At 60.1% G+C, this 20,456-nt stretch carries 12 protein-coding genes and 1 pseudogene; 5 read left to right on the top strand and 8 right to left on the bottom strand.

The features are described 5' to 3' along the window. The first annotated feature begins 106 nt into the window (after nucleotides 1-106). Nucleotides 107-673 carry a helix-turn-helix domain-containing protein gene (locus AC1RT6_RS14975; RefSeq protein WP_309774169.1) on the top strand — a complete coding sequence of 189 codons (567 nt, stop codon included), beginning with the start codon at nucleotides 107-109 and terminating at the stop codon, nucleotides 671-673. A gap of 717 nt (nucleotides 674-1,390) precedes the next feature. Here AC1RT6_RS14975 and cas9 read toward each other — a convergent pair. The 3 genes and pseudogenes from cas9 to AC1RT6_RS14960 all read right to left on the bottom strand — a co-directional run. Next, entirely contained in the window at nucleotides 1,391-4,894 is a 3,504-nt protein-coding gene (cas9, locus tag AC1RT6_RS14970; protein ID WP_493029519.1) for a type II CRISPR RNA-guided endonuclease Cas9, read from the bottom strand. 302 nt (nucleotides 4,895-5,196) lie between these two features. Then, the gene (locus tag AC1RT6_RS14965) at nucleotides 5,197-6,228 is read right to left on the bottom strand and encodes a DUF3320 domain-containing protein (protein ID WP_493029518.1); all 1,032 of its coding nucleotides are present in this window, start codon (nucleotides 6,226-6,228) and stop codon (nucleotides 5,197-5,199) included. 4 nt (nucleotides 6,229-6,232) lie between these two features. Next, nucleotides 6,233-7,933 (bottom strand): annotated as a pseudogene (locus tag AC1RT6_RS14960) (DUF4011 domain-containing protein); the annotation flags it as partial. Nucleotides 7,934-7,967: 34 nt separating this feature from the next. Between AC1RT6_RS14960 and AC1RT6_RS14955 the strand changes: the two are divergent. Together AC1RT6_RS14955 and AC1RT6_RS14950 are read left to right on the top strand one after the other, a co-directional pair. Continuing rightward, nucleotides 7,968-9,191: a metallophosphoesterase family protein gene (locus AC1RT6_RS14955; RefSeq protein ID WP_472791012.1), complete on the top strand. Its 1,224-nt coding sequence runs from the start codon at nucleotides 7,968-7,970 to the stop codon at nucleotides 9,189-9,191. After that, on the top strand, nucleotides 9,188-12,646 hold the full coding sequence (locus AC1RT6_RS14950) for an AAA family ATPase (protein ID WP_472791013.1): 3,459 nt from the start codon (nucleotides 9,188-9,190) through the stop codon (nucleotides 12,644-12,646). The genes AC1RT6_RS14955 and AC1RT6_RS14950 overlap by 4 nt, the downstream gene beginning before the upstream one ends. A gap of 609 nt (nucleotides 12,647-13,255) precedes the next feature. On the opposite strand, the gene AC1RT6_RS14945 is transcribed toward AC1RT6_RS14950, so the two are convergent. Further along, nucleotides 13,256-14,989, bottom strand: coding sequence for a hypothetical protein (locus tag AC1RT6_RS14945; RefSeq protein ID WP_079448174.1), 1,734 nt, complete (start codon nucleotides 14,987-14,989; stop codon nucleotides 13,256-13,258). A gap of 372 nt (nucleotides 14,990-15,361) precedes the next feature. Here AC1RT6_RS14945 and AC1RT6_RS14940 point away from each other — a divergent pair, with 372 nt between their 5' ends. Further along, nucleotides 15,362-16,237, top strand: a complete 876-nt coding sequence (locus tag AC1RT6_RS14940; protein WP_079448175.1) for a caspase family protein — start codon at nucleotides 15,362-15,364, stop codon at nucleotides 16,235-16,237. 229 nt (nucleotides 16,238-16,466) lie between these two features. Here the strand turns inward: AC1RT6_RS14940 and AC1RT6_RS14935 are convergent, their stop codons facing one another. From AC1RT6_RS14935 to AC1RT6_RS14925, 3 genes are all read right to left on the bottom strand, one after another. Then, nucleotides 16,467-17,372: an efflux RND transporter periplasmic adaptor subunit gene (locus tag AC1RT6_RS14935; RefSeq protein WP_079448176.1), complete on the bottom strand. Its 906-nt coding sequence runs from the start codon at nucleotides 17,370-17,372 to the stop codon at nucleotides 16,467-16,469. 119 nt (nucleotides 17,373-17,491) lie between these two features. After that, nucleotides 17,492-17,638: a hypothetical protein gene (locus tag AC1RT6_RS14930; protein WP_158081556.1), complete on the bottom strand. Its 147-nt coding sequence runs from the start codon at nucleotides 17,636-17,638 to the stop codon at nucleotides 17,492-17,494. 98 nt (nucleotides 17,639-17,736) lie between these two features. After that, entirely contained in the window at nucleotides 17,737-17,988 is a 252-nt protein-coding gene (locus AC1RT6_RS14925) for a hypothetical protein (protein WP_079448177.1), read from the bottom strand. Between the two features lie 731 nt (nucleotides 17,989-18,719). Between AC1RT6_RS14925 and AC1RT6_RS14920 the strand changes: the two genes are divergently transcribed. Beyond that, complete coding sequence (locus AC1RT6_RS14920; protein WP_472791014.1) at nucleotides 18,720-18,953, top strand: hypothetical protein; 234 nt, start codon at nucleotides 18,720-18,722, stop codon at nucleotides 18,951-18,953. 150 nt (nucleotides 18,954-19,103) lie between these two features. Here the strand turns inward: AC1RT6_RS14920 and AC1RT6_RS14915 are convergent, their stop codons facing one another. Next, nucleotides 19,104-20,144, bottom strand: coding sequence for an alpha/beta hydrolase (locus AC1RT6_RS14915; RefSeq protein WP_420799323.1), 1,041 nt, complete (start codon nucleotides 20,142-20,144; stop codon nucleotides 19,104-19,106). Nucleotides 20,145-20,456 lie beyond the last annotated feature (312 nt).

Below are 20,456 nucleotides of genomic sequence, written 5' to 3'. Positions count from 1 at the left end.
TAGAAGCACTATTGTCTACTATATGAAACAGAAGCCAAGTGTCAACAGGGCCATTTCCCGGCGTCACTTCATTGCGCGGTAAGAATCCGTCTACCATAGTAGTATGATGAAAAAGAATGACGACATAGACAGCCGGATTGGCGCGCGCATTCGCACCGAGCGGGAAAGCCGAGGCTGGTCGCTAACCGACCTTGCGGAGAAGGCGTCGGTGTCCCGCGCTATGATCTACAAGATTGAGCGCGGCGACAGCAGCCCGACCGCCAACCTCCTTGGCAAGCTCACCGGCGCATTCGGCCTCAGCATGTCAGCATTGATGGCTCGCGCCGAGGTTCGGCAGGGCCGCATGCTGCGGAAGGCCGATCAGCCGGTTTGGACTGACCCCGAAACGGGGTATGTGCGCCGGCACGTTTCACCGCGTTCGGATATGCCGCTCGATCTGGTTCAAGTTGCCTTGCCTGCCGGCAAGGCGGTTCCTATGCCGGCGTCCGCCTATGCCTTCCTGCGACAACTCATTTGGGTTCTGGAGGGCGAACTGGTCTTTGTCGAAGGCGAGGTACGGCACGAAATGAAGCAGGGCGACTGCCTGGAACTCGGCCCGCCAATGGATTGCGTCTTCAAGAACGAAGGCAAGCACACCTGCATCTATGCGGTCGCGGCACTGAGCGTCGCGTAGAGCTGCGCCTTGGCTCCCAGGCGCAGAGCGATCCTAAAATTATATAGGCCCCGCAATGACATAGCGGTGCCCAGTTTCATCTCCACCGGCGCGCCAAAACTGCCGATTGCCCTCCATAGCCGCCGATACTCGCAGAAACTACGCTCGCGCAGAGAGCGGGAGATAGGCGACGGATGAAAAAGCGTAGAAACAGTGGCGTCTGGCGGTGAAAAAGTTCGAATCGCTCACGGTGGTGTCATACTGAATGCGCTGTGGACTCGGTCAGCCGGCCTCACGACCGTGTTGGAAGGCCAAGCTCCCAAGTGATGATCATGCCAGTTGCCGTTACGATATCGCTGTTGAAGCGAAATTCGCGACACGCCGCTTTTCGATCAGGAAATCCACCAGCGCGCGCAGCTTCGCAGGCATCTGCTGACTGACGCGGACGAGATCGATTTCGAGATCACGGAGCGGACTGAGCCGTTCAAGGGAACGGAAATCGCGCGCAAGAGCGTGGCGGCCGTCGTTGCTGATCTTGCCGGTGCCTCAAGACCACTCGGCAATCGCAATATCGGCATCAACAAGCCAAATACTGATGGCGTCCGATTTCGGCATTTTTCTCGGACACGGTCATGAAACCTCGGTCGATCGCGAGGTGTCGTCCGTCGGTTGCGACTTCCACTACGCGTCCGACCATTGCCATTCGCCTCCTGCGGGTGGTTCTCCGCGAAGACAGGATTATGCGGCGGTATCCTGAACACGCAATGCGTGTATTAGGGTAGGGTTAATCGCAGAAAGGTTACCTCGGTCTGATGTGCCAGACCCCCGGCCGAGTTCATCGATGCGAACTGGTGCGGCCTCCAGCCTCTTCAACGTATTGTAGGACGCCATCAGCCAACGAAATGGATCGACGTCGTTATCGGTGGCGTGGCGTTTGTCGAGATTGCCGGTCTCGTTGTGGTCGGCGAGCTTGAAGCGTCCGGCTGCCGCGTCGAGCCGATGCACGACCATGATCCGAGTCCGGCCCTCATGGTCGAGCCGGATCAAGTCGCCTTTGTGAATACGCATCACCAGCTTCGCGCCCTTGTTGGCGTCACGCCATTGCGGCGCATGCGCTATCCTTGGGCCGGCATTTTTCTTGTTGGCATCGAAACGGCGAACAGCCTCGCCATCCCATTTACCCTCCGCCGTCTCGAAGACCTCGATGCAGAAATTCTCGCCGGCGCTATAGGCCTTGTAGGCTATGCCGCTCGCGCGGTTCGCGATCGGGACGAGATAGTCACCCTTCTCTTTCTTGAGAATACGGACATGGCGCAAGCCATGCTTGAGCTGCGGATAGTCATCGGAGGGTGCTTGCAACTGCCGCAGCGCATCCGCAAGCGCGATGCCCTTTGTCTTTTCGGCATTCACATGGTCACGGACGATGGTGCGCAGCTGCCGGTCGCGGATGCGATCGACCTCGTTCTCGTTCAGGCTTTCGATCGCCTTGCGATAGACGAGGTTAGCGCCGTCTTTGTCCTCATCGTCGATCTTCTCCGGCAGATTCACGAAGCCGTAGGCGCTGTCTTCGTGCAGCTTGCCTTCGATGCCGTGATCCGGCTTGTGCGAGACCACCATTTTCTCGAGTGCGGCCTTGAGATCGTCGCGCATCGTCGCCCATGGCGGTTCGATGACGAACTTCTCGCGTTCCTCGTCATAGGCGCTAGCCATCTTCCATAGCAGCGAGCGATCCGTCAGCGCGACGACGAGACCGTCGATGGCATGGTGGCGATGATCGGCGCGGTTCTTGATGCCGGTGAATTCCATGTCGTCGGTGGACGCGAGAAATTCTTCGGCCTTGTCCTGCACCCCGGCGTAGTTGTCCGACGGCAAAAGACCATTAAGCCCCCATTTGCCGCGCAGCATGCTGGTGAGACGGCCCGGCACGACCCAGATCTGATTGGGATCGGTGACGGCGCCGAGATATTGTTTGGCCAGTCGCGCCAGCCAGCCGGTCTCATTGAGTTGTCGGGCAAGGAAACCACCCCGCTTGTCGAATTCCTCGCGGGCATTGGCGTCGAAGCGCCAGCGCTTGTTGCGCGGCAGGCCGGCGGCGCGGGCGGCGATGTCGTCCCAATTGTAGCGATGACCTTGAATCGTTGGGCTTGATCCGAAGGCTTCCGCGGGCGTCATCTTGCGCTTGTGGCGATTGGCATAGCGCATGCAGATGATCTTGTTTGCGGCGCTGTCGTCCAACGTCATCGCAACCGGAAGGATGTGGTCGATATCGACTTCGTCCGACAACAGCCGCTCAATGCTGATCTGCTCGCCGGTGTAGGCGCATTTGCGATCCATCGGATCGCGCGCGAGTTCTTCCCATAACCGCATTTTGAGCAGGTTGCGCGGATTGGCCGGGCGGCCAAACTTGGCCAGTTCCTCAGCGCGCGCTTTATTCTTGTCCTGATTTTGGCGCTGCTCGCGCTGTCGCTCGGCCTTCTGTTGCTCTGACAGCTTCAACGCGCGGGTGAACTCGATGGAAATCTCCGTGGGCGGACCATATTTGTCGATCAGGTCGTTGACGACGCGGCGCAATTGCCCAAGTCCGATATGCACGGTCGGGTTCGGAAACTGGCCGAACTGCTTTTCCTTCTGGTCCCGCGCATCGCCGCTGCCGACAACGGCATCCTGTAGCCACTGGCCATAATAGGGCAAACGATCGAGCTGCTCGCCGGTCGGCAGCTTGGCGTGGTCGTAGCCGGCGCGCTTGGCCGCAATGTGATAGCCCGCGCCCGACACGCCATCTTCATCGAATTCATCCTGCATGATCGGCACGATCTTTTTGATCGCGCGCAGGCCGAGCCGGCAATGGCCGTCCGGCAGCGTCGTGTTGGCGGCGCGCGCGGCCGCTGCGCCGTCAAGTGCGCATTCCTTTTCGAGCCATGCGATCAGTTCGTTTTCGTCTTCGGTTTCTTCCAGCTTGGCGACGATCGCGATCTGCCGCTCCGGAGGAAATCCGCGCCAAGCCTTGTGGAAGCCTTTCTTGTCCGACAGCCGCGCAGCGGTCTGGTCGCCGTCGAGCGCCGCGCGCCGGTCGGATTCAAGATTGAACCTGGCTTCCGCCGGAAGCTTGAGCAGGGTGCGCAGCTTGTCGAATTTCACTTCCTTGTTGGCCAGCAATGCGGCCACGACGAGATCGCTCTGCTCCTTGGTCAGTCTGCGCGAGGTCTTGCCGGTTTCGCGGATTTCGAGGTTGCGCGCCTCCGAGAGAATACGAAAGCGCTGCGCCAGCGGATGCGACCACGGCGCGCGATAGCCTTCGGGGTCTTCCTTGAAAGGGCGGGTGGCGGGATCGAGCGTGCATTTGCCGACAATCGCAGGCTTCAGCGGGCGCTGGTAGAAGATGATGTGCTCGATTTCCGTCCTCGCCTCGTCCGTCATCGCGGCATGGTGTTCGCGCTGCGCGGCCCAGATGGCATTGAATTCATCCAGCAGCATCGCGCGGGTCGGGTAGAAATCGTAGCTCGCCTTGGTGCCGGTGATAGTGGCACGCGCGCGCACACCGTCCGGCGCATCCTTTGGCGGCAGCACGTCATCGCCGAACAGACGCTTGCGGACTTTGGCCCAAGCCTTCTTACGGGCGTTACCGGTGAGACGGTCCTTGCCGAGCCGCACAAGCTCGGCGCGGATCGCGGTCTGCCGGTCTTCATAGGATTTGCGCAGGTGCATGTCAGCGAAGAATGCGCCGAGCGTCGGCGCGGCTTCTTCGTCCATTCTCGCCTTCAGTTTCGAGGCGGCCTGCTTGATAGCGCCGTCCTCGCTCTGCTTGCTGTCGGTTTTGCGATTGGACTGGAAACCGCGGCGCTGGTTGAGGTGGAAGATAGCGCGGCCGACATGATGCGCAGGCAAAGAATCTGTCAGCGCAGCCTTGCGCAATGCATAGGGATCGCGTTTCCCAAGCGCCTTGCGTTCGCGTGCATCGTCCGGGAGCAGGCCGTATTTGATGAGCGCCGCGATCAATTCCCTGCGGCGCTCGACGAAGCGGTCACGCCGCTTGCGCGCGCCCCGCGCCATCCGCCGATCGACGGCGTTGGACATGCCGGACTGCGGATCGCGGCCGTCAGGGAAAATGCGGACGCCGCCGGGACCGAGCGCGACAGGCTCATAACGATCACCGCGTTTCTCAAGATGGGTGACAAACCAGCCGAGGGAATTGGAGCCGAGGTCTAGCCCAAGGCGATACGGCCTTGAAATCTTTTTATGCATCTCTCATGCTCCCCAAAACATGAGAGACGGAAGCGAATCAGGAAGGCAACGCTTGCACCTGCTGTCTCACTGATCCGCTCCCGCCTCCTTGCCCCCAGCCATCTCGCGAATCGGTACGAGCGTTTTATTTTGAAAGTTTACCCCTGGGGTTGCGGTTGGCTTTCAATCAGAGGTCGCAAAAGCGACCAAAGGAAGCTTCTGCAATTTGATTGAGATTACGGTTGGCTTCAGCCCCCTTGACGGTTCCATTTAACCATTGCACAATCTTTGCGTGCAATAGCCTTACGGCAGACTTACTGGTTTTAGCGGACTGGTGATTGAGGGCCTCCCGTTAACAAGCTTATGCACAAAATGGGGCACCCTGCGGGGTGCCCCTTCCATTTGCGACAGCCGTTTAATCCGTCGAACTCCTGTCCTGCGTTCGCCCGCGCAAGCGCGCCTCGCCTCTGCCCGCCGAGCCGCGGGTCGATCACTTCAGCCATCAATGTCTTTGCCTGCGCAATCGCTTCTGCAATCCGGTCACGTGACGGCGCCGCGAGCCGATCGACTTGCATCAGGCGCGCATAGGCCAGTGGCGGATCCTCCTCATCCAGCACAGCTGGATGCGTGAGAACGAAATCTGTCAGTTCGGCGATTGAGATATCGGCCAGGCTGCGACGATGGTCTGAGCTGAGTGGCTTGCGGAACGACAAACGCTGCGTCACCGAACCCGGCTTCCACAGAAACGTGCCTGTGGTCTCGTCTGTGCGCTCCAGCTTGCGTAGATGCAGCGCGATCTGTTCGCGGATGCGCGCGCCCGTGCGAAGCCAGCCGTGCGCCCGCGCCACCCGCTGGGCCAGGACATCGTCCCTCACCGGTGCCTCCGCATCCATCACGGCATCGACCATGGCCTGAATGGTCGGCCGATAGGAGAATTCGAAGAACAGGTCGGGGTCGGCTTTGAACGTCGATAATTCCGCAGTCGCGAAGAATCCTTGTCCAGACTCGGCTGTGCGCCTTTCGGATGAGGCCACCTGCCGCTCACCGATTTCGAGCCGCGCATCTGTCGGAGTGCCGGGCAAATCCTCGTCATCGCTGGTTTGAACGATATCAAAATCGGGCTTTAAAGGATCAGGATCGGCAACTGCAGCTTCTTCATGTTTACCGTCGACGAGCCTGTCCGTCACCATGGATACATCGGACCCGGGGGCTTGCGCCGCAGCACGGCTGTCGGCCAACGCTTCATCCAGCGCCTGATGCACTCGCTCGATGGCTTCTTCGGCGTTGAACCACCAGTCCGTGGACCAGACCCGCAGGATGGTCCAGCCGAGCCCACGGAGAACCTGTTCGCGCACCTTGTCGCGGTAATGAGAAAGTTGACAGGGCTATCTCGTCTGCGACTTCGAAGCCAGGGGTGTCGCGCACCGCATGACGGAACTGCTCGAGCACCTGGAGTACGTCAATGCCACTGCCATCCTGTGGCAAGCCATCGCGGAAATCCGGCAACGTCAGGTCGAAGTCGCGCTGGACGAATTGCAGCAACGTGGCGTTCAGCCGTGGTTCGTCCTCATGATACCTGAGCCGAAACCGGGAGGCTGCACTGGAGCGCTCGAGCTTGACCGGCAATAGCAGGATAGGCGCGCGATAGCTCCGTTCATCGGTTGGCTTCTTCTTCCATTTCAACACGCCCACAGCGAGATAAAGCGTGTTGGTGCCACCTTCCGTCATGTCGCTTTTCGCCTGCCGGTACAAGGCGATCAGGCGCGCTTCCAGTTCTCTCGCTTCCAGCATCGACGACAGTTCGTCCCGCTGTAGCGCCTGAGCAGCGAATTCTCGGTGAAGATCATGACCACGTCTCTCGCGGTGCAACTCGGCATCGCGCTCGCCCAGGGGATTTTGCTCGGGCAGCGAGATGAGCTTGATCCGGATGTTCTCGGCCAGTCTGTCCTCGAGATAGGCAACGTCCGGGCAGACGAAGGACACTGTTTTCTTGCTATCGGTAAAGTTCAGCAATCGGTTCCGCAGCGACAGGTCGAGCAGCTTCGTTTGCCAACGCTCGATACGGCCGGCCGCCGTGGTCGGTTTCTGTTCAACCAGATCGGCCGGCATCGGGAAATCTGGCTCCGCCGGCAGCGGAATATCCAATGGCTCTTCTGGTTGATCGGTTGTCTGCGGAGTTTCGTGCGACGCCAGCGGCATGATGCCGGCGGACCGTGAGCGTGTGATATCGATGGCGGACACGAAACGTTGCGCTGTGTTTTCGTCGAGCTTGGCCTCACCGATTTTACTGGCCTGTTCGAAGGTCATGGCCGGTCGATTCGTCACGCCGGTGGTTTCGAATACGACAAGTTCGCGCGCGGCGATCGCTTTGCGAATTTCGACGACATCGTCTTCTATGGTTCGTGGCAGCGTGCGTTTGACCAGCCAGACGCCGGCAATCGCGTGGCCGTCGAAGAGCAGGACTACCGCATTGAGCCCGGCGGCCTCCAGGCAAGCCGCGAACAGCAGCGTCGTATCCAGGCATGTGGCGAGTAAGTCCTGAACGATCTTGCTGGGCCCACGAACTTTCTGACCCCGCGATTCGAAGCTCGCTGGAGGTTGCGCATAATGCGTGCCGAGTCCTGCGATGGCCGAATAGATCGCGGCCGTGAGCATGTAGGCGCGTTTCGGATCGTTGCTCTGATATCCATCGAGCGCCGAGGAATGGCCGTGCGCGGCCAGCCGTTCAGCGACTGATCGCAGCAGTTTGAAAACTGCCGGATCGTTCGGCATCACGAAAGCTGGAAGAAGCTGGCCCGTATCGGCCACGCCACCCCATTCATCGCGGGCCAACAATCTGACCGGAAGTATCGTTTCAGCGAGGGCGCGATCCCCCTGAAGCAATCTTAGCGTGATGTCGCCACGTTCGGCTTCATTCAATCCTGCGAGATAGGCAGCGTCGAGGTCGATACGACGATCCGATAATGTGACGCTTTCACCCGCAATAATGCGGTCGATGATCCAGGTCTTGGCTCTGAGAAATGGAGGGCAGGACGTGAACTGCAACTGGAGGTGTTCAAGCGAATCCGCGACGACCTGTATATTGCTCATAGAAATGCGTTTCACCTTTATTCATGCCGCCGATCTCCATATTGATAGCCCCCTCGCCGGCCTCGGCCTGAAAGACAAAACTGTTGCGGAGCGATTTGCCGACGCCGGTCGCCGTGCGGTGGAAGCCCTCATCGCCGAGACGATCGAAAGCAAGGCCGCCTTTCTTATTATCGCCGGCGACATTTTTGACGGCGACTGGAAGGACGTCACGACCGGTCTGTTTTTCGTCCGCGTCATTAGCGCCCTGCACCGCGCCGGCATTCCCGTCTTTATGGTGAAGGGCAATCACGACGCCGAAAGTGTGATATCGCGCGGCCTTCCTTATCCCGAGACGGTTCGTATCTTTCCGTCCGACAAGGCGGCAACAATACCGATCGAGACTCACCGTGTTGCGCTGCACGGGCGCAGTTTCCCCAATCGGCTCACCAACGATTTCGTCGCCACCTACCCGGTGCGCCGCGAGGGTTGGCTCAACATTGGCGTGCTGCATACGTCGCTCGACGGAACGCGCGGTCACGAAGGATACGCGCCGTGTACGGTCGATGACCTGAAGCGCTTCGGTTACGATTACTGGGCGCTCGGGCATGTCCACGCGGCGGAGATCGTGAGCCGCGATCCCTGGATCGTCTATCCCGGCAATCTGCAGGGGCGCAGCGTACGGGAAACAGGCGCAAAAGGCGCAATGCGCGTTACTGTCGAGAATGGCTTTATCGTGGAGGTGGCGCCGTTGGTGCTGGACCGCGCGCGATGGGCGCACCTCACGGTCGATGTGTCGAAAGCGGCGAACGAAGCCGATATGATAGAGCAAGTCTCGGCCGAATTGGCAGGCGCGCACGCGCAAAGCGAGGGTCGCCCGATGGCCGTTCGCGTCACGCTGGTCGGTGCGACGGCGCTGCATAATCAACTCGTTGCCAGGCGTGAGCTGTTGCAGGACGATATTCGTGCCAGTGGTTTCCGGCTCTCCGATGATTGCTGGGTCGAGCAGGTGAAAGTGAAAACCGGGTTACCGCAGCGATCGGCCGCTCCCTTGCCAGCCGAAAGCCTGGATGTCGATGCTCTTCTTGAGCAAATGGCCAATGATCCCGGATTCGCTACGGACTTGGCCGAATTGGTCGAAGCGGTGAAAGCCAGGCTGCCGAAAGACCTGCACGACGGCTTCTTCGGCACCGACATGCTGAGGGCGCTGGGCCGCGATGCGCACGCGCTGCTCGCCGGAGAATCGTCGTGAGAATCGAACGGCTGATTCTCGAGCGTTACGGCATCTTCGCGAACCATACCCTGTCGTTTCATCCGGAGGCGGCGCTGCATGTCGTGTACGGCGCCAACGAAGCCGGAAAAACATCGGCGCTCTCGGCCATCGGCGATCTGTTGTTCGGATTCGGCGCGCGAACGCCCTATGATTTCAGGCATGACGGCAAGACGTTGCGTGTCGGAGGCGTATTTCGCCACTCGAATGGCCAGACAGTCGCAGCCCGTCGGCGCAAGGGTAACAAGAATACGCTCATTGACGCCAACGATCAGCCGTTGCCGAACGACTGGCTTGCCTCCCTTCTTGGCGAGGTGTCTCGCGAGATCTACAACCGCGAATTCGGCCTGACCGCGCAGGCGTTGCGTGACGGCGGGCATGAACTCCTCAATGCCGGTGGACGATTGGCGGAGACCCTTGCCGCAAGCTCGGCGGGGATGACGACGCTGTCACAAGTCAGGGAGCGGCTTCAAGGCGAGGCGGACGATCTGTTCACGACCCGCCGATCAAGCGGCAAGCCGTTCTATCTGGCGCTGGATCGCCGTGACTATGCGGACAAGAGATTACGTGAAGCCATCGTAACGCACGAAGCCGTACAGCAGTTGGAGAACGCGGCGCGTGACGCGAACGCGCATCTGGAGGCGCTGACCTCGGAACATAAGGTGAGTGGCAGTACGCTGGCGCGCTGGCAGCGGACATTGCGCGTGCGCCCGAAGCTGGCGCGGCTTGAGCAACTCGCCGCGGAATTGGCGGGATTTGATGACCTGCCGGCGATATCGTCGCAATCGATCATGGAATGGCGTCAATCGCTTGACGCGGAAATAGCGCTCGATCGCGAGATGTCCGTTCTGGACATGGCCGACGCGGCGGATGCGGCAGAGATTGCTGCCCTAGCCCTTAACGAGACGCTGCTCTCGGAGGGAGATGTGATCGACGCGCTGCGCGAACGGCTCGGCGCGATACGCAAGGCCATCGAGGACCTGCCACGACGCCGGCAGGCGCGGGATGCTGCGAGAGACGCGCTGGACGATGCCGCCAGGCGCCTCGGTCTGACGTCGCATGCAGCGCTGCTGGAACGATTGCCGACGGACCTCGCACTGGCGCAGGTGCGAGATCTGCTCGATCGGTCCGCGCGTTCCGAACAGGCGATCATCGATGCTGATATGCGGCGCACTCGTGCGGAGCAGGAGCTTCAGGATATCGCGGCCGGGGAGAACGAAACTCATGCCGTGATCGACCCCGAACAGTTGCGGCAGCGACTCGATGCTTTGAGCGACATTCCCGCACAAGCCGACCGGCTGCGTCACGACACCGCATCGCTCAATATCGAGTCCGGCGCGCTGGTCGCGGAGGTGGCGTCGCTGGATCCCGTGCCGGGCGCGCTCGAAACGTTACGGTCGCTACCGTTGCCCGATGGGGCCAGCATTGCAAACCATGCCCATGCTGCGGAGTGGTGCGAACGCGAGGAGAAGCGGCTTCGCGACGCGCTCGATGCCGCCGACGATGCGATCGCCGCGTCCGAGGCTGAGCTTGCCCGGCTGGCGAGCATCGGCTCCGTGCCAACCCGTGCTGATCTTGCTGGCGCGCGACAAGAGCGGGACATCCACCTTGACGGACTGCGTTCCGTGCTCGACGGAGATCTGGCCTCGCGCATTTCGCGCTTGTCCGACGTTGCGCGATCGTCTCAGATAATCGATAGCGTGACGGATTTGTTGCTGGCCGACACCGGGCGCGCCATTCGGCAGGAGGATACGCAACTGCGCATCGCCGCCAGCCGCGCAGAACGTGAACGGATCATGATGAAACTGGCCGACATGCGGACGCAGAGAGCTGCGGCTACCGCGGCATGGACGCAGCAATGGGCGCCATCGGGTCTGACGCCACGCAGTCCGGCCGAGATGCAGCGTTGGCGCGAGCGTCTGGACGGCATTCTCCATCGTCTGGACAAACGCGACGCGCAAAAGGCGGGCATAGATGCTCTGGTGGCAATGCTCGACGCAAACAAAGCGGCCGTCATTGCGCTTCTCGGAAGCGCCGGTCGTTCACCGGATCGCACATTGCCGCCGAATCTCCTTTTCCGTGAAGCCAAAGCGCGATTTGATGAATTGCAAAGAGCGTGGGCCGACGCGAGAGCGCGTTCGGCGTCAAAGATGCGGATCGAACGTGATGTGAGGGAAGCCGTTGCGGCGCGCGATGTGGCGCGATCAGACCGCTCGGATCTGCTTCAGGCATGGCCGATGGCAATGACCGGCATCGGTTTGACGAGCGAGACGACGCAGCCTCAGGCCGAAGCGGCATTGGCAGTCTGGAACTCGGTGGCGGTGCCTAAAGCGAGCCATGAGCGTGAGGGACGCAGCGTCGAGACCATGGAAGCGGATATTCAGACGTTCGATAGTGACGTGTTCCAGATCACAAGCAGCGTCGCGCCGCATCTCGGAAGCGAGAACGCGCAAGACACATTGGCGCGGCTCCTGGCTGCGCTGGCAGAAACGCGGAGAGCCAGTGAGGCTCGCAAGCGTCTGTTTGAAGCGTGCGCGAAACGGGCTGCATCCCGCAAGGGACTCGAAATGCAGCGCGCAGCGGCCAAAATGGTCCTTGATGAAGCTCGCCGAATATTGGGCGTCGCCGGCAGTTCCGCATTGCATGATGCAATAGATCATCTTTCAGCAAGGGGGCAACTGGAGAACGAGCGGACGCGATTGCTGCGCGATCTTCATGAAGCGAGCGACGGCCGCGACGAGGCCACGTTGAGGGAGGAGCAGGAGGGGCTCGATCTCGATCAATTACCGGCTGACATCGCGCTTGAAACGATTCGACAGGAGCAATTGATCAGGGACATCGCCGCCGCGTCCGCTTTCGGCCATCAAAAGCAGGCCGAGCTTGATGCCCTGCTGAAGGGACGCGATGCGAGCGGCACGGCTGCCGAACGCGCGGAGGCCAATGCCGAACTTTTGTCCATTGCCGAGCGCTGGCTGCTGCGAGCTGCCGCATCCCGGCTTGCCGCCCGTACCATTGAGCGGCATCGCGCCATGGTGCAGGATCCGCTGATTTCGCGCGCGAGTACGCTGTTTGCGATGGCGACCGACGACGCTTTCACCGGCCTCGGCGTCGCTTATGGGGCCGACGATCAGCCAATCCTTATCGCGCAGCGCAATAACGGGGAGCAGGTGCAAATCACGGGTCTCAGCGAAGGAACACGCGATCAGTTGTTTTTGGCATTACGTTTGGCGCTGCTTGAGCGCCGGATATCAGAGCCGATGCCATTCCTTGGAGACGACCTGCTGATCAGCTTCGACGATGAGCGCACACTCGCGGGACTTCGGTTGTTGGCCGCTGCCGGGAAGCATCGGCAGATTATTTTATTCACGCATCATAAGCATGTCGTGCACCTGGCCAGAACTGTTCAGGACCATCTGGTCGATTTCATCGATCTGTGATGTTAAGCAGCCAAGATCCGATGAGGGGCAGAGCGGCGATTGCGGACGGCTTGGACCTTCATGCGTCGCGTTATGAAATTATATATCGATTTCAATCGTATACGAGTTCGCAGTTTTATTCTGAATGGCGCGCCAGCTATTTGCTTTTTTCATAACTGATTTCGCGATCGGTCCGGAGATATGACGGCCCGCTTTGTCGGGTCGACCTGACCGCACGCAACACATCGAGAGCCCCATCCACTTCGGGCTGTCGGGGACAAAGTCATCTCTCCGCTTACCTAGCAACCAAAGCCTATTAGAACTTCATGGATGCAAACAAACAAATGTTGCGTCCCGGCTGTAAGATCTCGTCCTTCTTGTATGATTGATGAAAACGAATGTCGTCATTCAGGAGGTTCTGACGGAATCCGGAGCGTGCAGAGCAAATTGGCCAAGGGGATTATCGGTATACCGACCGTTCGCCTTCCCTTGCGGTGCATCGGGCTAGCGCGTCAGGGAATGTCACTCGCTAGCGCTTTGCCTCCTCGTAAAAGGACTTGGCAAAGCATCATTAGCGGCGCGCTCCGGACGTGTCGCTGGCCTCATCCGAATGGTAAGCCAGACAGTAGTCTAGTGCTCTGCTCGTTTCATCGCCTTGCGTGCCAGCGCTAGCCCCATCAGCACGAAGGCGGAGGTCACCTCCGGACCACCCACCACGATGCGGGTCGGAGTTTTCATCTTGTTCCATTCATAAGCCCTGAAGGGTCCGCGCCGTCCGCCTTCGCCGGCGTGGCTGACGATGCAGTTCAGCGCAGGCGTGAAAGCCGCCCGATCCGCGCCGAGATGACCTAAGGCGATGAGCGCCAGCGCCGCATCGAACGCGTTCATTTCGGCGGCGATCAGGATGTCCTGCACATAGACCAGAACCCGGCCGCGCATGTAGCCGAAGCTGTCATCGGGATCGATCGCCTGACGGGCAGCATCCGGCAGCATCGCGAATGCGGCGTAACAACGTCCGAAGTAGGCGCAATAAAGCTCCGGCAGATAGTAGATATGCGATCTGGGATCGCTGAACGCGCCGCTCTCGACCAGGCGTTTTTGGAAGCGGATGATCCGCTGCACCGTTTGCAGGCGTTGCGGCGTCTCAAGAATGCGCCACCGCGAACAGTTGCGGAAGCTGACCTCGAGGACATCGAGATTGAGGGTAGGATCGAGATCGTTGCCGTAAGGACGGTCGCCCGCGAGATTGTCGATCCAGGTGACGATGCCGCCGTCGTAATCAATGTTGTCGTTCAATGGCACAGTCACAAGCGGTTCATTGGCGCCGCTATCAACCTGATAGCCGGCGTAGAAATCGAGCAAGGGCTGATCAAGGATCGGATCGTTCGAGCCGACTTGCGTGGCGGCCGAAAACGAACAGGCTGTGGTGTCGCAGTCCGGGACGTAAATGCCGAAGCCGAGATTCTGCTTGATGTGTGTGAAAAACCGGCTGAACCGCGGATGGGGATTCGGCGCCAGCGCCGTGATCACGCTGACCCGGCTACCGTCGCGCGAAAACACCTCCTCGCGGCTGGTTTTAAGGCAGAAATCGATCATCTCATTGCTCGCGCGGCGGATCGCATTGGTTTCCGCAAGCGTGGCAAGACCGGTTTCGGCAAAACTCAACAGCGCCTCGGTGAAGAATGCATCGTAATAGGCCGAGCGATGGCGGATCTGAACCGGCTCCCACATCGGTTCGGCGATGCCGCGCCACGGCGGGTTGATCACGTCGCGTGCCGGCGACCGCGCAATGAAGACCCGCGCTAGATTAAAGAGCAGCGTCGAGTTCTTGTAGCCGCGCGCGTCGAGCCCGGTAAGGGCGGCGAGAAAATCCCGACCACGCAGATCGGGATCGCCGATTAGATTGAACGCCGCAAAGGTGGGGATGAACCCGTTGTTTCGAAATGATTGAAGCAGATGCGCGCCGCAGGTCCGGATAACGCGCTCGATATCGGCAAGGCTCGGCTCAGGCGCAGAGCGGGACATTGCTCCGGGCCGGGGATGGCTCAAAGTCACCGTGTCCAGTAATGCGGCCACCGGTCGGCCGATCGTCGCCCAATCCGGCGTTTCATCGTCCCGCGCTTGTCGCAGCGCGTTTTGCAGTTCCTGAAAACTGGTCTGGTCCCTCAGTTCTGGCAGGCCGGCGCGCCGCAACAGCGGGCGCAGTGCCGGATTCGCCAGCGCGGTCTTGTAGAATCTGGCGAGATGGCCGTCGCCACCCTGGTGGCGCAACAGCACAGGATCGCACACATCGTACAGTGTCGGGCCGTCCTTACGGTTCGTCAGCGCGCGGTAGACAGCGCCGGCCACATGGCGAGCAGTCATGATTTTCTTTCGGCGTCCCCATGCGCGCTCAAGGCTTGTTCCAGCCAAGCTATTGGAAAAATTACACGAATAGTGAAAAATAACAAATGGCGACCACCAAGCCACGGCATCCGGCCATCGGTAACACCTGCTTGATTATCGGACGTCCGGCCCTCCTAACTTTCGCGGCCGTAACGTTGCTTAACCAATTGTGTTTCCAATAAATAAAGGTTTCATGTTGCTCATTGAGGAGCCGCGATGTATGACCCTTTCTTATGCTGCGGTGCCGCAAAACGAGCGTAATTGACCGCAATAGGTCAGGCGCTCCCTGAAACCAATCTGGCGTTGGCGCGACTTACAAGCGCAATTGAGCGCGACCGGGAATCGATTGTTATGAAGTTCGGGCAGTTTCGCGTTTCCCCACGGTCCTTCACATTGGCCGCAGTCTTCGTCGGGATGGTATCGCTGGCGATCGGAGCCCATGCAGCCTTTAACAAGCGCAGCGTGGAGGTCGCGAAGGCCCTCGACGTCGAGGACACGACCGGCAGCATCGCCGTCAAGTCGTCGCGGGTCGCGCTGGTGATCGGCAACGGGCACTACCCGGATGCGAACCAGCCCTTGAAACAGTCCCTCAACGATGCCCGGGCGCTGGCAACGGTTCTGCGGCGCGACGGCTTCGACGTCATCATGGTCGAGGATGCCGACAAGGACGACATGTCCCGCGCGGTCCGCCGTCTGGAATCAAAGATCGGTCCAGATACGACGGCGCTGCTGTTCTTCAGCGGGTTCGGCATTCAGTCTGGGCGCGAGAGCTACATGATCCCGGTCAATGCGCAGATCTGGAAGGAAGCCGACGTTCGGCGCGACGGGCTCTCCGTCGAAACCGTTCTCGGGGCGATGAAGGAGCGCGCCGCCAAGGTCAAGCTCGCCGTGATCGACGCATCGCGGCGCAATCCGTATGAACGGCGCTTTCGCTCCTACTCGCACGGTCTTGCGCCGATCAACGTGCCGGACAACGCGCTGATCCTGTCCTCGGCCACGCCAGGACGGGTCATCGACGAATCAAGCGGACAATACAGCCTGCTGATGGCTGAATTGCTCAAGAATCTCGATAAGTCGGATGCGGACGCCGAAGCCGTTTTCAGCAGGACTCGCGTAGCGGTTTCGCGTGCGAGCGAAGGGGAACAGGTCCCAACCGTGTCGTCCTCGCTGGCTCAGGGCGTACCTTTCAGGTCTGATGCGGCGGTGGCCGCGCACAAAGAACGATAGCTAGCGCTGAGAGCCCTCCGCTCTGATTGAAACAGAAGCAGGGGTCTCTGTTTTCGTTGACGCGTTTCCCTCACGCGAATCGGTAGCCACTTCGCTCGAAAAGACCTGTCCTGCCGTGAGGCAGACGCTTCGGCCGATCCAGCATCGAGAGATCGAAACCGTCGCCCGATCCTTTCCTTGGACGAGGAGCGCTCACCGCGGCGACCCACTCCCGAAATCCGGGAGAGATCTAGCGGGCCGCACTCGCTTCCATGGCGATCGGTCTGACCGGATCACCTTCGCGTAGCAAGGCGCCCGCGCGCGCCACCACAACGTCGCCTTCCGACAATCCCTCGCGGATCTCAACCTGCCCTCCCGATCGCAATCCAACCTCGACGTGCCGCATTTCAACACGCTGACGCCGGACGACCTGAACCACTGCGCCCGCGTTTCCATACAGGATCGCGGTCAGGGGCACCGCAATGCCGCAGCTTTCGCCGGTCTTGATGATCGCGCGGCCAAACGCATTGACCAACAGGTGCTTGCTGGGGTCAACGGAGATGAAGACCTGCCCGAGTTGGCTGTTCGGTTCGACCGTCGGCGCAATCAGTCGGACCTTGCCGTCCATTTCGCCGGCACCGACGGCCTTGACCTTAACGGTCTGATCGACCGCGAGTTTCGCCAGGTCGCTGCTCGGCACCTGACCCACCAGATCGAACTCGTTGCCTGTGACAATATTGAACAACGCCTCCCCCTTGCCCGACGCCACCGCCCCGATCTCGGCAGACGAACGGCTAACGAGTCCCGCCACCGGAGAAGAAACCAGGATCGTTCCGCCTTCGGGCCGAGTCACGCGGGCAAGCGCCTGCCCGGCGGTGACGTTCTGTCCCGGCTCTGCCAGAACCTCAGCGACCTTCAAGCCCGGCCGCTCCGGCCGCACCGCGGTCTCATTCTTCGGGATCAGGATTCCCGTTACCTGGACGCTCGCCAAGAAGCAGGATCTGGTGGCTTTCAGGACGCTAACGGCGGCCGCATTCGGAGCAACCTGTTCATCCGCGGACAATCCCGACGGAGCAATGATGGTTGCCACCAGCACAACGGCGAGAGCGAGAACCTGCATTGTAATGTAGTGCGGACCCGGAAGTTTCGTGGACATTGATCAAAGACTCTTTCCGGGAAAATCGCTGCGAGAACGCGATCCACTTCGCTTGAGAACGCTATAATCAAGCCACGATCGCGTTTCAACAACCGGCACGATCGGAAGCACGACAAGCTTCATGCGGCCTGCGCCCGAGCGTATAGGTCCGCGCTCGGCGTGATCTCGCGGCGATGGATATCGACGGCCGCGATCAGATAGGGGAAGCCTTTCAGAACCAGCGGCGCCAATTCAGTCGCGTCGACCCGGTCGATCGACCATGCCATGGCCGCGCTGCAATAAGCTCACGCTCCTCAACCAACCTCAATCTTTGCAGACAGCACGAGAAACCCCGCCGGAGCGGGGTTGTGCTTCGACTCGTGCCTTACGTCGACGCGAACTTTTGTCTCAGCGCTTTTTCTTCAACTCCGAGTGTATCGCAAATCGCCTTCAGACGCGAAGGATCCGGAAACTGAATGCCGCGCATGTAGAGTGAGATATCGCAACGGCGAAAATCCTGGGTGCCGCGAAACAGCTTCGATGCTTTGCGAGCAAATTCCGCCTCTGTCCAATGCTTGTCAGCGACAAGTTTTGCAAGGCGATTTCCAAACCCTACTTTATCTGCATCTGTCATCATTTTCTTTTCTTCCTGACTTCCCCTTCACGCGCATCAATCGTCCGGACAACGATCCGCGACGCAAGCCGCCGGCCTTCCGGCGAGTTTTCTTCCGTCAAAGGGAATGTATGTCTTACTATACATCGCTTCATTTACTTCCCACGCCAGCGTCGGAGCACCCCTGCGCATTCCGCATAGGGATTTCACTTTCGAACATCGCGCGCAGCTTCGAACGTAAAGCTCTTGACTCAACTAGTCTCCTCTCCGGTTTGAATGCGCCGAACTCTCGAAGACAATTCTAGCGAGCCGCATTCGATAGCTCGACTTCAGCCATCGCCACGACGAGGGACGCGATTGATGATTGTTTGGCGAGCGCCAGCGCAACGTGAGGATGACAATCGCAGCGATGCCAACGTCTTTCCGTTCTGATAACGTCGGGAGCGCAAGTCGCTCTCGCTTCAACCACGATTCGTCGTCGCGCTTTCCAAATATGGGACGCCGCCATAGAGTCGGTCTCCACCGACCTTAGATCTGGCCAAATCGGCTAAAGCCGAGTAATCCGGGATGGTGAGGTTCAGCCAGCGCTACCAGATATGACAAACGCAGGCAGTCACCGTGGCAGTGAGTATATCCATTTGAGCTAACCACGCCTTCTGACATGCGATCACTCCGTCATCTAAAGTGAATTGCCGAAGCCACCTCCGCCGACACAGGTCGTCATCCTCCGTCGAAAGATCGAAAGTCAGTCTCATATGGCAACTTCCACGACCTCCGACCACGACCAGACACGCATCGAAGCGCCCAAAGCCCAGGCCGACAAATCGCTTGGCCCCGACTTCGATTCCATGACGGACCGCGAACTCCTCATGGCCGCGGCTAGCAACGCCTTTCATAACGGGAGAGCCTTGCGTCAAATCAAGATCATGGCGACGGTGCTGGCGCTCGTCGTTAGTCTCATTCTGATAAAGCTTTTTGGCCTGACGTGACAGGATGCCGCGCCGGCAGGTTTCCGCAGGGATCCGGTCATAGGCGGTCACCACATGACCGGGTCGTCGCGCAGATCACGATAAGCATGTTGGGTGTCGCAAGCCGCTATCAGCAGACGCTAATGCGCCCTGATGCGCAGCCAGGACGCCTCAGGCCCCGTCAACCGGGGGGCGTCCGTCAATGGCGCGTCGAATGACCTGACGGACCTTCGCGTTAGACAGAAACAGGTCGTGGTTGATAAAGCCCCAACCCTGCGCCGAGGCGTCGATGACGCGCAGCCCAAGTTGCTCAAGTTTGGCCTTTTCGGCAGCGCCGACGCGGGTGATGCCACCGGCCAGGAAGCCCGAGAGAGCCAACGCGCGGTCGTTGGTAGCGGTGACGACCGTGATCTTCCCGGCGAGCGGGCCGACGCGCGCGACCGAGGAGGTGAAGACATCGAGGTCGATGTCGGGCGAAGCGAAGACAACGGCTCCGATGCGATCGCCTGCCGCCGGCTGCCGCGCGCAAATCTGGCGCAGCGCCTCCATCGTCAGCATGGTGCCGACCGAATGCGCGACGATGTGGATACGGCCAGTGATCGGACTCGCCATCAGCCCGGTCAACACTTGATCAAGCGCGTCGCGCGACCACATCGCACTCTCTCGGTCGTAGCCGTAGTCGAGCAGGCTCGCTTTCGAAGGCCAAGAAAACACCATGGTCTCGCCGCGAAAGCGGATGCCTTCGGAGATTCGGGCGGCGTCGAGCGCCGCGTTTTCAAAGGTCTGGTTGAAGCCGTGCACGTAGATAAGCACGTCACGGGTGCCGCCTGGTTCAGCGTAGAGGTCGCCGATTTGGCTGGTCGGCTCGATTGCGTCCAGGCGCCAATCGTCCAGCCCGACGGCGTTGAGTGAGAAGCGCCCCCCGCTTGGCGGTGTGAGCTTGGCGCGAGCGACGTTCAGTCGCGCGGCTCGTTCAGACCCATACCAGGGCTTGGCGCGCGCACCGTTCACAGGCTTGCGTGTGGTGGCGACGAGAAGCGTCGGATTGGTGGAGAGTTCGGCGGCATCGAAGGTCGCGCCGCCGGAGGAGAGAGCGGCACTGGTGCAGCCGCCGACGGACGCGCCGAGAGTCAACGTGCAGGCGGCGCCTGCAAACGCGCGTAACACAGCGCGGCGGGACGCGAGCGACGGTTGGTGAACATGATGTGACAATTTGCAGGTGTCCCCACGATCGGAGCGTGGTGCACGGCAATCGCGGCGAGAATGCGGACATATTGAATTGATGCGAGCAGGCCTCGGTTCCCGAGGCCGCCCGCAGATTGTCTCTGACCCAGGGTATTTGTATAGCCGGTATTGGTATGGCGTGGTTAGCAAGATGGCTAGCGCAAGCTTCGGACCGACGACGCATGCCGTGGTGTTGGCCATGCCTCAGCACTCTTACCGGGCCATTGGGCAGACGAGAAATCGCTGCGCACCTCCCTTGGCTAGGTTGTCTTGGCAAGTTTGCCGCCAATTTGGCGCGCT

This window comes from Nitrobacter sp. MLSD-S21, from assembly GCF_058809865.1.
The sequence above is the reverse complement of the archived record's forward strand: the minus strand, read 5'-3'. Positions and strand labels throughout refer to the sequence as shown.

Bases quoted from the DNA above. Each gene is read 5' to 3' on its own strand.
- AC1RT6_RS14975 (WP_309774169.1), top strand. From the start codon at position 107: ATGAAAAAGAATGACGACATAGACAGCCGGATTGGCGCGCGCATTCGC.
- AC1RT6_RS14925 (WP_079448177.1), bottom strand. From the start codon at position 17,988: ATGATGACAGATGCAGATAAAGTAGGGTTTGGAAATCGCCTTGCAAAA.
- AC1RT6_RS14940 (WP_079448175.1), top strand. From the start codon at position 15,362: ATGAAGTTCGGGCAGTTTCGCGTTTCCCCACGGTCCTTCACATTGGCC.
- AC1RT6_RS14930 (WP_158081556.1), bottom strand. From the start codon at position 17,638: ATGGCATGGTCGATCGACCGGGTCGACGCGACTGAATTGGCGCCGCTG.
- AC1RT6_RS14955 (WP_472791012.1), top strand. From the start codon at position 7,968: ATGCGTTTCACCTTTATTCATGCCGCCGATCTCCATATTGATAGCCCC.
- cas9 (WP_493029519.1), bottom strand. From the start codon at position 4,894: ATGCATAAAAAGATTTCAAGGCCGTATCGCCTTGGGCTAGACCTCGGC.
- AC1RT6_RS14935 (WP_079448176.1), bottom strand. From the start codon at position 17,372: ATGTCCACGAAACTTCCGGGTCCGCACTACATTACAATGCAGGTTCTC.
- AC1RT6_RS14945 (WP_079448174.1), bottom strand. From the start codon at position 14,989: ATGACTGCTCGCCATGTGGCCGGCGCTGTCTACCGCGCGCTGACGAAC.
- AC1RT6_RS14920 (WP_472791014.1), top strand. From the start codon at position 18,720: ATGGCAACTTCCACGACCTCCGACCACGACCAGACACGCATCGAAGCG.